General features: G+C 61.8%; 13 protein-coding genes. 10 read left to right on the top strand and 3 right to left on the bottom strand.

What is annotated here, in order from left to right; all coding sequences use genetic code 11:
• Positions 1–43: 43 nt before the first annotated feature.
• Positions 44–1,090, bottom strand: a complete 1,047-nt coding sequence (locus BH682_RS27155) for a LacI family DNA-binding transcriptional regulator (RefSeq protein ID WP_063315523.1) — start codon at positions 1,088–1,090, stop codon at positions 44–46.
• Positions 1,091–1,339: 249 nt separating this feature from the next.
• Between BH682_RS27155 and BH682_RS27150 the strand changes: the two genes are divergently transcribed.
• The 5 genes from BH682_RS27150 (at position 1,340) to BH682_RS37115 (ending at position 6,563) form a co-directional block, all read left to right on the top strand.
• Positions 1,340–2,794: an APC family permease gene (locus BH682_RS27150; protein WP_063316010.1), complete on the top strand. Its 1,455-nt coding sequence runs from the start codon at positions 1,340–1,342 to the stop codon at positions 2,792–2,794.
• Positions 2,791–4,395, top strand: a complete 1,605-nt coding sequence (locus tag BH682_RS27145) for a N,N-dimethylformamidase beta subunit family domain-containing protein (protein WP_042921484.1) — start codon at positions 2,791–2,793, stop codon at positions 4,393–4,395. Before BH682_RS27150 ends, BH682_RS27145 begins: the two co-directional genes overlap by 4 nt.
• Position 4,396: 1 nt before the next feature.
• A complete protein-coding gene (locus BH682_RS27140) occupies positions 4,397–4,759 on the top strand; it encodes a cupin domain-containing protein (RefSeq protein ID WP_063315524.1) in 363 nt (120 codons plus the stop codon).
• A gap of 14 nt (positions 4,760–4,773) precedes the next feature.
• A complete protein-coding gene (locus tag BH682_RS27135) occupies positions 4,774–6,201 on the top strand; it encodes an aminobutyraldehyde dehydrogenase (RefSeq protein ID WP_165638427.1) in 1,428 nt (475 codons plus the stop codon).
• A gap of 227 nt (positions 6,202–6,428) precedes the next feature.
• Positions 6,429–6,563 (top strand): hypothetical protein, encoded by a 135-nt coding sequence (locus BH682_RS37115; RefSeq protein ID WP_003942853.1) that lies wholly within the window; start codon positions 6,429–6,431, stop codon positions 6,561–6,563.
• A gap of 14 nt (positions 6,564–6,577) precedes the next feature.
• Here the strand turns inward: BH682_RS37115 and BH682_RS27130 are convergent, their stop codons facing one another.
• Positions 6,578–7,231 carry a nucleoside/nucleotide kinase family protein gene (locus BH682_RS27130; protein ID WP_063315526.1) on the bottom strand — a complete coding sequence of 218 codons (654 nt, stop codon included), beginning with the start codon at positions 7,229–7,231 and terminating at the stop codon, positions 6,578–6,580.
• 124 nt (positions 7,232–7,355) lie between these two features.
• On the opposite strand from BH682_RS27130, the gene BH682_RS27125 reads away from it, so the two are divergent.
• The 5 genes from BH682_RS27125 to BH682_RS27105 all read left to right on the top strand — a co-directional run bounded on the left by BH682_RS27125 (position 7,356) and on the right by BH682_RS27105 (position 13,416).
• Positions 7,356–7,949, top strand: a complete 594-nt coding sequence (locus tag BH682_RS27125; RefSeq protein WP_063316011.1) for a TetR/AcrR family transcriptional regulator — start codon at positions 7,356–7,358, stop codon at positions 7,947–7,949.
• 45 nt (positions 7,950–7,994) lie between these two features.
• Positions 7,995–8,873 (top strand): crotonase/enoyl-CoA hydratase family protein, encoded by an 879-nt coding sequence (locus BH682_RS27120; RefSeq protein WP_223304467.1) that lies wholly within the window; start codon positions 7,995–7,997, stop codon positions 8,871–8,873.
• A 14-nt stretch (positions 8,874–8,887) separates the two neighbouring features.
• Positions 8,888–10,531: an AMP-binding protein gene (locus BH682_RS27115; RefSeq protein ID WP_075834708.1), complete on the top strand. Its 1,644-nt coding sequence runs from the start codon at positions 8,888–8,890 to the stop codon at positions 10,529–10,531.
• 82 nt (positions 10,532–10,613) lie between these two features.
• Positions 10,614–12,167: an acetyl-CoA hydrolase/transferase family protein gene (locus tag BH682_RS27110; RefSeq protein ID WP_075834706.1), complete on the top strand. Its 1,554-nt coding sequence runs from the start codon at positions 10,614–10,616 to the stop codon at positions 12,165–12,167.
• Positions 12,168–12,204: 37 nt separating this feature from the next.
• Complete coding sequence (locus BH682_RS27105; protein ID WP_007730515.1) at positions 12,205–13,416, top strand: PucR family transcriptional regulator; 1,212 nt, start codon at positions 12,205–12,207, stop codon at positions 13,414–13,416.
• Here the strand turns inward: BH682_RS27105 and BH682_RS27100 are convergent, their stop codons facing one another.
• Positions 13,417–14,244 carry an SDR family oxidoreductase gene (locus tag BH682_RS27100; protein WP_003942902.1) on the bottom strand — a complete coding sequence of 276 codons (828 nt, stop codon included), beginning with the start codon at positions 14,242–14,244 and terminating at the stop codon, positions 13,417–13,419.
• Positions 14,245–14,310: the final 66 nt, after the last annotated feature.

The following is a 14,310-nucleotide window of genomic DNA, read 5'->3' as shown; positions in this document are numbered from 1 at the left end:
ACGGACGATAATTCGGAAATCAGTCTATCGGTGCCAGGTGAATTTATGGTGTGAGCGAATGGGCCGTGCTCGCGCGCACGCGGAGTTCGCTACGCGTATAGCTCTGAACTGGGGGTTCGTCACCGTTGACCAGGGCCAACAGTGCATGCACGGCCGCTGCCGCCTGTTCTTGGGGGAAGAAGTCGAAGGCAGTGATCGGGGGCTGGGAAACCAGCAGGGCAGGTTCGTCGCTGTCCTGTGCAATCAAGACGTCACCCGGAATCGACAGCCCGAGATCGAGGGCCGCTCGCGCCGCTGCCGGGGCGCAACCGAGAATCAACGACAGGATCGCGTCAGGCGCAGTCGGGGAGTCGAGGGCCTCGCGGGTGGCCGCATACGCGGCGCCGATGAGGCCTCCGACGGTGCTGGCGCCCGCAAACGACGTCAAATCCTCGCTGGTGCGTGGTGCCACTCCCCGGGCGCGGCACCATTCGAAGTAAGCGAAAGTCGTTGCGCGGGTCCACTCCGAATGATCTCCGGCGGTCAGGACGAAAATGTCCCTTGCGCCACGTTCGGCGAGGTGGTTCAGAAGGGTTTCCGTGGTGGAGGCGAGGTCCGGTGAAGCGGAGTATCCGAACTGCCCGGAGTGTCCAGGACCCACTGCGACAGAGGGGATTCCGATCTTCTGCAGAACCTCGACGCGTGGGTCGTCGACCATCGGGTCGACGACCAGTACGCCGTCCATCTCGATGCGCCGCAGTCCGTTCGGATCTTTCATCGACGGCAGTAGTAGGAGTGAGTGATCGGCGTGGAATGCGGCCTGGGTCGCGGCGGTCGCCACGCGCCCGTACCAGTCGAAATTGAGGTACTCGGCCGATGACAGTTGGTCGGGAGCGGGGAGCATCAGTCCGAGGGTGGCAGTCCGACCCGACCTGAGATTCTGGGCCGACCGATTGGCACGGTATCCAAGGCGGTCGGCAACCTCTTGAACCCGAGCGCGAGTGGCCGCGTCGACCCGGCCCTTGCCGTTGAGTGCATAGGAGACGGTGGACACCGCGACGCCGGCGGCGTTGGCGACATCACGAAGCGTCGGCGAAACAGGGGTAGCCACTGCGGATCGTTTCTACTCGTTGGTCGGTTTGTCTCCAGCCTATCGATGAATCGTTTCGGCATGTTGCGTGCACCGGTGCAGGGGCACCTCAAAGCAAACCGTCGAATCGTTTCAGCGCAGGTATTGACACTGATGAAACGATTCGGCACTCTTTTAGGAACACCGGGCGAACGTCGAGAGAAATTCGGGCGAACCTCGGGAAACCTGACCAGGCAGGCGCATACTTGCCTTAACTCGCGGAGCCTTCCCATGACCGAAAAAACCGACCCTCCCGGTGCAGGAACGCATTCTGAATCCGGTGCTCCCACGTCATCCTCGGGCCTGCGCGCCGGAACTATCAATAGCCGTCATCTGGTCTTCTTCGTCATCGCCGCAGCGGCGCCACTGACGATCCTGGTGGGATTCGCGCCACTGGGCCTGATGGTTTCCGGCGCTGCGCTTCCGGTGGGGTACGTCGTTCCCGGGATCGTCTATCTACTGTTCGCCGTCGGCTTCACGGCGATGAGCAGGCATATCCGCGGCGCGGGCGCGTTCTACGCCTACATCACCGAAGGGCTCGGAAAAACAGTCGGCGCAGGCGCCTCTGTGCTGGCTTACATCGGCTATCTCGGTGGCCAGATCGGATTCGTCGTCGCTTGCGGCATCTTTCTCTCGTCGACGATCGAGTTGTTCTTGGGAGTAACCGTTTCCGTCTACACCTGCGCATTGGCGGTCGCAGTTCTGGTCGTGGTGGTGGGATATCGCAGGGTCGATATCGGCGCGAAGGTGCTGGCCGTTTTGATGGCGCTCGAGCTCGGCGTCCTCGCAGTCTTCTGTGTGGCGGTTCTGTTGAAAGGCGGCCACGAAGGACTGTCGCTCGACAGTTTTTCGCCGTCGACCTTCATGACAGCCGGACTGGCGAGCGTCTTCGTGTTGACCTTCACCTCCTTCGTCGGTTTCGAGCAAACGGCGATCTACAGCGAGGAAGTTGTCGATTCCAAACGCACAGTGTCGCGTGCGACCTACACAGCAGTCACTGTTCTGGCTGTGGTCTACGCATTCTGTGCTTGGGTGATCGTGCAGGCCGTCGGCCCGAGTCGGATGGGCGACCTACTCGGCGGTGACCCGTCCGAGCTGATCTTCGATCTCAACAATGAATTTGCCGGCTCCATGATGACCGACATGATGCATCTGTTGATCGTCACGAGCTTCTTCGCGGGTTGCCTTGCCCTCCACAATGCTTGCAGTCGCTATCTGCTCACCATGGGGCGCGCGAGAGTCTTTCCTGCCGCGCTGGCACGGGTTTCGCCGACCACTGGAACGCCGAGCGTCGCCGGAATCACACAAGGCGCACTGGTATTCGCGGCAATCGCCGGCTTTGCGCTGACGCCCGCAGACCCGTACACCCAAGTAGTCGTGTGGACGAATACACCAACGATCATCGGTGTGCTGGTGTTGCAGGTTCTCACTTCCGTCGCCGTGCTCAGGTTCTTCTCGCAGGATTCTCGCGGTGAAGGTCTGTGGCAGAGGTTGATTGCACCCTCGCTCGCTGCAGTGGCGTTGATCGTCGCGCTCGGATACCTCTTGATGAACATGAGAGACCTGACCGGGTTGACCACCGCGCAAAACTTCTTGTTGGCAGCGCCATTGCTGTTGGCTTTCGCATTCGGCGTGGTCCGCGGGATGCGCGTACGTGAACACTCGGTCGAGGAGTTGTCGGCATGAGCGAATACGCATGGTCGGTCCCCGGAGGGTTGGTCGAACGTCCCGGAATTGTTCCGGGCGCTCCAGAGATATGGGTCTATGCGGACAGGTTCTCGTACTTCGGTGGTGACACCGTCTCGATCCGAGTGCATACCACCGCAGAAGAATACGACCTCGAAATTGTTCGAGACGGCGCCCGGCCGCAACAGGTCGCGCAATACGTCGGTCTGCCGGGCAAGCAGCAGCAGACGCCTGCCGACGCGTACGCAGTGGGCTGCGACTGGGCGGAATCCCTTGCCGTCGAGATAGATCCGAAATGGACGTCCGGCATGTACTTGGTTCTGGTCCGGATGCTCCACGAAGGGGTGACTATTGAGCGGGAGGGCTTCTTCGTCGTCAAGGCGCGCGAACCCGAGCATGCCGACTTCGTACTCATTCACACCACCAGCACGATGTTGGCCTACAACGACTGGGGTGGGGCAAACCACTACCGAGGTGTTCCGGACGGCTCCGGCGATGTGCCGACACCGATTTCCTCGACGCAGCGTCCCGTCGCGCGGGGGATGTTGCGCAAACCCGAGGGTGCAGCACGCAACATCCACACCGACACACCGGGAATCGGATGGATTCCCCGTCACCCGCCGTACGAATGGGCGTGGGTGAACGGCTACTCGCGTCACCATGCGGACGCCTTCTGGGCCACTTACGAGAGACCGTTCACGGTCTGGGCGGAAGAGCAGGGGTTCCGCGTCCACCACGTGACACAACACGATCTGCATAACGATCCGTCGGCGCTGCAGGGATATTCATGCGCAGTTGTCGTCGGTCACGACGAGTACTGGTCCTGGGAGATGCGTGACCGCATAGATGATTTCGTCGAAGAGGGTGGTGGTCTGGCGCGATTCGGCGGGAACTTCCTGTGGCAGGTACGCCTCGAAAACGACGCACAAGTCTGTTACAAGAATCCGTTCGACGATCCGATGCGAGAAGTCGACCCGACCCGGGTGACGACGGCGTGGGATTCGCCCGAGGTTGCCCGACCGGGAGCGTGGACGATGGGATTGACCGGCATGGCCGGTGTCTACAATCGTTACGGTGCAACAACTCCCAGGTCTTCGGGCGGTTTCACGGTATACCGGCCGGATCATTGGGCGTTGAACGGAACCGACCTGTACTACGGAGACAACTTCGGGATCGCCCCGATCTGTGTTGCCGGATTCGAGATGGACGGCGTGGATTTCACGTTCCGGAAGGGCCAGCCGTATGCGACCGGCGTCGACGGCGCTCCCGAGGATCTGGAGATCATCGCGATGGCGCCGGCAGTTTCGGGTTCGCGGGACAAATGGAACGGGAAAGTTCCGATCGGTGCGCCTTTCGCCGAAGTGCAGGGAATCATCGAATGCTTCTATGGCAGTGAGCCTCCAGATCACCTTCGTGATCTCGAATACGGATCGGGAATGGTCGCCTGTCACAAGCGAGGTCTCGGCTCCGTGTTCAACGCAGGTTCCACCGAATGGGTGAACGGGTTGATCCATCACGATCCGTTCACCGAACGAATAACTGCAAACGTACTGAATCTGTTTGCTGCACGAATTTCCAGCTCCAACACGAAGGAAAAATGACATGAGTGTCAACGACATTCGAATGTTCGGGCCAGGGCAGGGGACGCGGTTCATCCCGGAGTGGGGTGACGACGCGAGCCCGAACTGGTCGGAATCCGAATGGAGGTCATTCGGAGATCCGAACGGGGCATACTTCGGCGGTGGTTGGGAAGGCGAGCCCGGCACGCTCTTGTGCGACCCGTATCCGTACGACGAGGTCTGCATCATGATCAGCGGCCGGGTGGCGCTGATCGACCTCGATGGAAACCGTCGCGAATTCTCTTCTGGGGAAGCATTTTTCGTGCCGCAGTCGTTTCGCGGTACCTGGGAGACGGTTGAGCCGTCGAAGAAGTTCTTCGTCGCGCTCCCCGGATCGCGCTCATGACGGTGGAAACTTCGATGACTGTCGCAGCGTTTGGTCACGTGGTCAACGGAACGTGCGAGAGCCCGGCAGGTAGACTTTCCGTGCTGGTCGATCCGGTGACCGACAATGTATACGCCCGTGCTGCCGTCGGTTCCGCCGATGACGTCGACCGAGCCTGCCGTTCGTCCGAGAAGGCTGCGCGGTCCTGGCGCCGGTCCACCCCTGCGCGCCGTCAGGAGTTGCTGCTGGCCCTCGCGGACGCGCTGGAAGCAAACGCGAAATATTTCCTCGAGGTCGAATGCCGCAGTACCGGCAAGCCTCTCAGGCAGGTGCGAGACGACGAGATCCCGCAGTGTGTTGACTTTCTGCGGTACTTCGCGGGTATTGCCCGCTCTCTGCCGGGCGTTGCCGCAATGGAGTACACGGAGGGTGCTACGTCTTATGTCAGACGTGAACCCATTGGCGTGATCGGTGCGATCGCTCCTTGGAACTACCCGTTGATGATGGCGATCTGGAAGATCGCGCCGGCACTCGCGACGGGAAACACCCTCGTGCTCAAGCCGGCCGAGGAGACGCCGGAAACTGCGGTGATGCTGGGAGTGCTTGCAGCGCAGATCTATCCGCCCGGGGTGTTGAACGTAGTGTGCGGCGATCGCGATACCGGAGCCGCGCTCGTCGCTCATCCGGTTCCTCGGATGATTGCGCTGACGGGATCGACGAGAGCGGGGATTTCGGTCGCAAAGGCCGCATCGGAAGACGTCAAGCTGTTGCATCTCGAACTCGGAGGCAAGGCACCCGCCGTTGTTTTCGCCGACGCGGACCTCGACGGCGCAGTCGCGGGGATTGTTGCCGGGGCCTTTTACAACAGCGGTCAAGATTGCACCGCTGCGACGAGGATTCTCGTTCAAGAGGAGGTTGCGGAGGAGTTCACCGAGAAGTTGACGGCTGCGGCCGCGGACTTGAGGTTGGGCGGACCGGAATCGGGTGATTGTCTCGGCCCCCTGGTCAGCCGCGCTCACCGTGATCGAGTGGCGGAGTTGGTAGAGAGACGCTCAGCAAATACGAACGTATGTATTGGCGGGGGAAAGCCAGCTGGACCAGGGTTTTTCTATCTGCCGACTGTTATTTCCGGGGTGCAGCAGGAAGATGAGCTGGTCCAGGAAGAGATATTCGGGCCGGTTGTCACCGTACAGACGTTCTCCACCGAGGCTGAAGCGATCGAACTTGCGAACGGGACCAAGTACGCTCTCGCGTCGAGCGTGTGGACGTCCGACCACGGCACCGCGATGAGGATGACGGCTGAACTGGACTTCGGCTGCGTCTGGGTGGGAGCCCACGGAATGCTCGCCGCTGAGATGCCTCACGGTGGCTTCGCTGGGTCGGGTTACGGCAAGGATCTGTCGGAGCTCGCACTGGCGGAGTACACGAGGGCCAAGCACGTCATGCATGTGACGAGCGTCTGACTCCTCGGCAATATCCAACGACGGCCATCTGCCCGCGCTGCGGGCAGGTGGCCGTCGTCGTGCCTCGGTGGACCTGCAAGATGCTGTTTGAATATGTTGCAGTGCAACATATTTGGAGAGAATTTTCGTTGATCCGGGTCGCGAATGCCGGTAAAGTGACGTGTGCAACATTGCGCACTTCGGCGCACATTCAACCCCACTTTCAATTCTGACTCCAGGAGACTGCCATGGGTTCATCCGACACCGATCTCAAAGCGCTCGACAGCGTTATCACCGTCGCCGGTGCATTGGCGGCGATATTCGGCGGAATCGCCGGAGTTGCCGGGCTGGCCACTTTTCTCGGAACCGGCGGCGGTTCTTAGGTTTTCAGCTGACATCAGTGAGGCTCGGACCGTTCGATTCTGACGATCAGATCCGCGCGTGGCCTGACTGCGCTGATCAACTCGGCGTTCGGCTGATCTACCCGTTTCACCCACTCTGCAGCCGCTTCGGAACTCTTTCCGAAGCGGCTGTGGCGTTTCACCAAGCGCTTCGTCCGAGTTTCCTCCGGAACGTCGAGATACCAGACCTCGTCGAGTGCTGCTCGCACTTCCTGCCATCCACCACTGGGTAGGAGGAGATAGTTCCCCTCGGTGACTATCAGCGGTGTACATGGGTCGACAGCCGTTGTGCTGCCTATTGATTCGTCGAACTCGCGATCGAAGGCCGGAGCATAGACCGTCGAGTTCGAGGCTCGGAGTCGGCGTAGTAGAGCCGCGTAGCCGTCGACGTCGAAGGTGTCCGGTGCGCCTTTGCGTTCATGCCTGCCGAGTCGGTCGAGTTCCCGATTGGCAAGATGAAAACCGTCCATCTCGACGATGGAGCAACGAGAACCCAATTTCCGCACAATTGCCTGTGACGCCGTCGATTTTCCGGCTCCCGGTGCGCCCGTGATGCCGAGGATTCTCCGACCGTCGTCGGTGATCAGGGAAGCAGCGCGTGAAGCAAGTTGGTCGAGCGTCAGCGAGACGGTCGGCGGTGAGGTCGTCACGTGTTGCTCCGATCAGTCCGAAGGGCCGGTGCATCGAGAGTACGCCGGAGGCTTTCGGCCATTGACAGTCTGAATGGACTGTGAAACTGTGAGCCATGCCACTCGAGAAGTTGGAGGTGAGACCGTGACCCTGCGCGATGCGCAGCGCGAAGCGACGCGCCACCGGATTCTCGATGCGGCAACGGATTTACTGATAGCGGACGGTTATTCATCTCTGACGGCGCAGTCGGTGCAAACCGCTGCCGGAGTCAGTCGGGGCGCTCTGCTGCACCACTTTCCGAACATGCAGGAGCTCACTGCGGCGTTGGTGTCGAACATCGTCGTACGGAACGAGGTGGCGGTAAGAGCTGCCATGTCTCGGCAGGATTCGTCGGTTGACACGATCGAGAACTCGATCTCCGCTCTGTATTCGGCGTTGACTCAGCCGCCATTTCAAGCGGAACTCGAACTGTGGTCCGCAGCGCGGACGGATCCGGTGTTGGCCGAGGTGCTCCGGGAATCGGAGCGAATCGCCGGACGGGATCTGCGGCGAGTTGTCCACGACGCTTTCGGTCCCGAAATTGTTGCTTCCGAGAACTATTCGCAGATTGCAGATCTGACGGTGCTGATGCTCCGTGGTTTGGCGCTGTCCCGGGCAGTGCAGAAGAGCGACGCGTCTGCGCGTCGTTCGATCAGTCAATGGGCAGGCATCGTTCGCCTGCTCCTCACCCAGAACTAGCGTAACTCGTTCCGAGCGAGGCGCGCTCTGTCGACAGGACCGATGATGACGGATTTTGCGACCCTGAAGTACGAGACGTCCGGCGGTAAAGCGTATATCACGCTCAACCGCCCCGATCGGCTCAACGCGATCGACGACCGGATGCCGTCTGACATTCGAAACGCGGTGGCAGCAGCCAATGACGACGACGAGGTCCGTGTGATCGTCTTGCAAGGTGCGGGCAAGGCATTTTGTGCCGGGTACGACCTCAAGAAGTTTGCCGAAGGTGACCTTGACGGAAAGTGGAACCAGGGCCCGGTCTGGGACCCCATCAAGGACTTTCGCGGGATGAAGCAGAACACCGACGACTTCTTCACGCTCTGGCGATCGCTCAAGCCGACGATCTGCAAGGTTCAGGGATATGCGATTGCCGGTGGAAGTGACATCGCGCTGTCCTGCGACATGCTGATCATGGCCGACGACGCTCGCATCGGATACCCGCCTGCGCGTGTGTGGGGTTGCCCGACGACGGCGATGTGGGTGTACCGGCTCGGCGCCCAGCGTGCCAAGCGAATGCTGTTGACGGGAGACACCATTGACGGTGTCACTGCGGCTGACTGGGGATTGGCGCTCGAAGCGGTGCCGGCCGACGAATTGGACTCGGCGGTGGAAGCGTTGGCGGATCGCATCGCCGGTGTTCCGCTCAATCAGTTGGCCATGCAGAAGATGATGATCAACCAGGCGTACGACAACATGGGATTGCAAGGCACCCAGGTACTGGCAACCCTGTTCGACGGAATTACGCGTCACTCCCCGGAGGGGCGCTGGTTCAAGGATTTTGCCGAGCGCGACGGATTCCATGCCGCGGTTCAGTACCGCGATTCCGGACGCAAGATTCCAGACGGAGGCGGGCCGCTCCCCGCGTCCGACACCCCTCCTCGATAGAAAGTGGATGTGAGATGAGCAGTGTTCTCGAAACGTCGTACTTCCCCGCTGACGTGTCTGACCCGATAGAGGAGCAAACGGTGGGTGGGCTGCTGCGAGAGTGCGCCGCGGACTCGCCGAATCTGATTGCAATCAGAGAAGTGGTTCCGACGCAATCGCATTCGCTTTCCGGGGCGGCTGAAACCGATCGCACGTGGACCTTCGCGGAGCTTCTCGACGAAGCAGAGGGGTGTGCGCACTACCTCTTGTCTCAATTCGACTGCGGAGATCGGATCACTGTCTGGGCTCCGAACGTTCCGGAATGGATGATTCTGCAATACGGCGCCGCGCTCGCCGGGATGGTTCTGGTGACCGCCAATCCTGCGTTGGGTGCGGAGGAGCTGGCGTACGTCTTGTCGCAGTCCCAGTCTCGGGGGCTCTTCCACACCGGAAAGTTTCGCGGTGGCGATATGGCAGCGGTTGCATCCGAGGCGATTTCGATTTCGGGAGAAGAAGTTCTCGCAGTCAACTTCGAGGAGTGGGATCGCCAGGTTCGAGGTTGGGCGGGCGAACGGGGCGCTCTGCCGGAAGTCTCGCCTGACGACAATGCGCAGATCCAGTACACGTCGGGAACCACCGGAGTTCCCAAAGGTGCTCTGTTGCATCACCGCGGATTGGTCAACAATGCCGATTTTGTGAGTCGGAGAGGCCGATTCCCTGAGCGGGGTTCGGTTGTGTCGGCCATGCCGCTGTTCCACACCGCCGGGTGCGGCATCCTGGTTCTCGGCGCCGCGCAGCGAAGAATGTCCATCGGCCTGATCCAGTACTTCGATCCGACTGCGGTTCTCGATGCGGCGGAACGCTTTCACGCTGACGTGGTCAGTGGAGTGCCGACGATGCTGATCGCGATGATCAACGACGCCAGCTTCGCGAGCCGCGACTTCTCGGCCTGTTCGGTGGTCGTATCCGGCGGGTCGTCGGTCCCGCCCGAACTCGTCAGCACGGTGGAGTCGGCCTTCGGGGCGGGGTTCAGCATCGTCTACGGACAAACCGAGGCCAGCCCCGTCATCACACAGACCAGCCCGGCCGACACCCCCGAGGACAAGTCGGAGACGGTCGGACTCGCGTTGCCGCAGGTCGAGGTGAAGATCTCCGACGTCGTGACCGGGGGCAGCGTGCCGCTCGGCGAACAAGGCGAGATCTGTGCGCGCGGGTACCTCGTCATGACCGAGTACTTCCGTAATCCGGAGGCTTCGGCCGACACCGTGGACAAGGACGGTTGGTTGCATACCGGCGATTTGGGGACGATGGACGAACGTGGATACGTCCGGGTTACCGGCCGCCTCAAGGACATGATCATCCGCGGCGGTGAGAACATCTATCCGCGTGAGGTCGAGTCCGTGATCTTCACACATCCGAAGATTCTCGACGTGGCGGTCGTGGGTGTGCCCGACGAGGTGTGGGGTGAGCGAGTTGTCGCCGTTATCCGCTGGAAGGACGAGTCCGACCAACCTACCGCCGCCGAGCTGGTCGAGTTCTGCACCGAGCGACTGGCGCGCCACAAGGCGCCCAAGGAGTGGTTCAGCGCGGAGGCGTTCCCACTGACAGGGTCGGGCAAGATCCAGAAATATCGAATTGCGAGCCTGGTCGGCGAAGGCGTGTACGGCGTCGTCAACTGATCGGTGCTCATAGCACGTCGGAGCGATTCTGTCTGGGTTATCCCCGTAAATCGCTTCGACGTGCCCTGTTTATCCTGGTGCCGTGAGTTCAACCTTCGGTGAGACCGGACACAACGCCACCTCCAACCGCATTCGCGCCACAGCGTTTGCGTCTAAGGTGATGTCCGCGTCCGACGCCGTGAAGTTCATCAACCCGGGCGACACCGTCGCGATCAGCGGTTTCGCGAGCGCCGGTACACCCAAGGTTGTCATTCCGGCCCTGGCCGAGCGTATTCACCGGACCCGCGGCAACGGATCGAACTTCACGATCAATCTCCTGACCGGCGCTTCTGTGTCCACCGAGACCGAAAGGCTGCTCGCGGAGGTCGACGGAATCGCGCTGCGCATGCCGTATCAGTCCGAGGCCACCGCACGTCGCCGGATCAACGACGGTCGTATGGACTACGTGGACATCCATCTCTCCCACGTGGCTCAGCAGGTGTGGGAGGGCTACTACGGCAACGTAGACGTCGCGGTGGTCGAGGTCGCCGGTATCACCGAATCAGGGGAGTTGATTCCCTCCGCGTCGATTGGCAACAACAAGACCTGGCTGGACGTCGCCGACAGGGTCATCCTCGAAGTCAACTCGTGGGTGCCCGAGGCGATGGAAGGTATTCACGACGTCTATTACGGCACCGCGCTGCCGCCGCATCGCAAGCCGCTCGAGATCATTCGTGTCGAGGACCGGATCGGCCAGACCACGTTCCGAGTGGATCCCACGAAGGTTGTGGCCGTTGTCGAGACCAACTGCCGTGACAGCGCGAGCCCTCTCACTGCACCCGACGCCGTCAGTGAGGCGATCGCCGGCCACGTCCTGGAATTCTTCGACTTCGAGGTGCACGCCGGACGGATGCCGGCCGATACGTTGCTTCCGCTGCAGGCGGGCATCGGCAATGTCGCCAACGCGGTGCTTGGAGGGCTCGATCGGGGGCCGTATCGCGGCCTGACCTGCTACTCCGAGGTCATCCAGGACGGGATGCTGAAGCTGATCAAGGACGGAACCGTCGCGCATGCGTCGTCGACGGCTTTGGCGCTCACCGAAGAGGGCATCGAAGAACTGACCGCGAACATCGACTTCTACCGCCACCACATCACGCTCCGTCCGCAGGAGATCAGCAACCACCCGGAGGTGGTGCGCAGGCTCGGAATCATCGCCATGAACGGCATGCTCGAAGCCGACATCTACGGCAACGTGAACTCGACGCACGTCATGGGGACGAAGATCATGAACGGAATCGGCGGCTCGGGGGACTTCGCCCGCAACGGCTACGTGTCCATGTTCCTGAGCCCGTCGACGGCCCGCGGCGGTGAGATCTCGGCGATCGTGCCGATGGTTCCGCACGTCGACCACACCGAGCACGACACTCAGGTGTTGGTGACCGAGCAGGGGTTGGCGGATCTGCGCGGTCTGTCGCCGCGGCGACGCGCGCGCCTGATCGTCGACAAGTGTGCTCACCCGGAATTCCGGCCACTGCTCCACGATTACATCGCTCGCGCCGACGCTCAACCGGGTGCGGGGCAGACGCCGCACATCCTGGGCGAGGCATTCTCGTTCCATCAGCGGTACATCGACACGGGTTCGATGCGCCTTTCGTGAAGCCAGGCAATGCTGCCGGCAGTGAGAGAATGCGAGGGTGAGCCGAACCGGGGTACCTGACGACGCCATACGCCGGGTTGCCGCGGCGGGGGCCGATGACGCCGGTGGCCTGCCCGTCGAACTGCTGGGTGATTTCCTCGACGTGCTCAGCGACGCTGTCTGTGAAGGGAAACCGCTGCAGCGTCGCCAGCTGCACCGCTTCCGCGCTCGCGGGGAAGAAGCAGCGCAGCAGGGTGTCGCCCTGCGAGCCCTGCTCGATCTGTATCTCTCCTCGGCCTGGCGTCTGTGGCGTGAACTGCCTGCTGTTATTGCGGCACAATCGGATCCGAATGCCGTCGTCGCGGCCGGCGAAGTGATGCTGCGTGCCGTCGACGATGCAGTCGCCGAACTGGCCGAAGGTTTTCAGTTGGCCAGGCGTTCTCTGGTCCGCTCGCAGGTATCGGCACGCCGCGAGTTCGTCGACGACTTGTTGACCGGCGGCGCTGACGTCGTCGGATTGTTGGATCGCGCTTCAGGATTCGGTCTCCACCTCAGTGGTCCGCATGCCGTGGCGGTAGTGACCGCCGCCCGTGAGTTCACCGACGACAACCCTTTGGTGCGCGCCGTCGAACGTGCCGTTCTGGGTAGCAAGGGTGACGCCGATGCGTTGGTCGCCAGCAAGAGCGGCAAACTGGTGGTCGTTTTCGCGGCGCCGGATCGCGATGCCGTCGACCACGTGCTGGCAGGGATTCGGTCGGCTCTCGGGCCGGGGACCGATGACGACGGGCGAGTGCAGTTGCAGCGGCGTCCTTTGGACGGCACGTGGCAGATCGCTGTCGGGCGCCCTCGAACCACCGCTTCGGGCGTGGTGGCGTCGTACCGGGAGGCGCTGGACGCACTGGACCTGGCGCAGCGCCTGTCGTTGACCGCACCGATCATCGATGCTCGTGACCTGCTGGTCTACCGGGTTCTGGTCAACGACAGACCGGCGGTCACCGACCTGATCCACACCCTTCTCACACCGCTGCTCGAGGCGCGTGGTGGCGCTGGACCGATGATCGACACACTGCTCGCGTACTTTTCCGCCGGCGGCAATACGGCTAAGACCGCCCGAGACCTGCATTTGTCCGTCCGCGCCGTGACGTACCGGTTGGACCGCATCCGTGAACTCACCGGTCAGAACGTCAACGATCCCAACGACAGCTTCGCGCTCCACGCTGCCGTACTGGGTGCGAAGCTGCTCGACTGGCCGGCCACCGAGCTGACCTGATCAGCTTGCGCGGGCGCGTTCTTCGTAGGCAGCACGTGCCGCGGTGTCGACGTCGCCGAGAAACTGCGTCTCGACGCCGAACAGTCGGCTCAATGCCTCGTACGGCCGCCGGGGGAAGAAGCCCTGTGCCTGCACGAGCAGCCCGGACACCCGCGTAATACGTACGCGTGGACGCGGTTTGGTGATCAAGCCGACGACGGCTTCGGCGATTTCCTCCGGCTGAACCTCTCGGAATCCCTTCATTCCCGAAGTGCCCGAGGTGAGTTGGGTGTTGGTGAGCGTCGGCAGCACGGACGAGATGTGAACTCCGGTGCCACGAACTTCCTTGCGGACAGAATCGGTGAAGCCCAACACCGCATGCTTGGCGCCGCAGTACGTCGACAAACCGGGGCACGGGAGTTCGCCTGCAAGCGAAGCGATGTTGATGACGTGTCCACGTCCGCGCGGAAGCATCCGTCGCAATGCGAGCTTGGTTCCCGTGATCACGCCGAGGACGTCGATCTCGATGATGCGTCTGGTCACGGAGTCGTCCTCGTCGACGATCCGTCCGACCGGCATGATGCCCGCATTGTTGACCAGCACGTCGATCGGGCCGAGTTCACCTTCGACGGTGTCGAGGAAGTCGAAGAACGAGGCGGGGTCGGTGACGTCGAGGCGCCCGAACGTGCGGATGCCCAAATCCTTGGCTGCTCGCGCGAGAGTGGCTTCGTCGATGTCGCCGATCGCGACCGTCGCACCCAGGCTGATCAGCCGCTTCGCGGTGGCGTATCCGATGCCCCGGGCGCCGCCGGTGATGACCACTACCTGACCGTCGAAAGGTTTGTTCATTTACTCCAGCGTCTCCAAAGACAGGGGTTGGTTGCAGTGAGATGAATCTGCAGTGAGATGTGATTG

This window comes from Rhodococcus sp. YL-1, from assembly GCF_001942025.1.
Lineage (GTDB): Bacteria > Actinomycetota > Actinomycetes > Mycobacteriales > Mycobacteriaceae > Rhodococcus_F > Rhodococcus_F qingshengii.
Note: the sequence above shows the minus strand (reverse complement) of the source record. Positions and strands in the feature narration are given on the sequence as shown.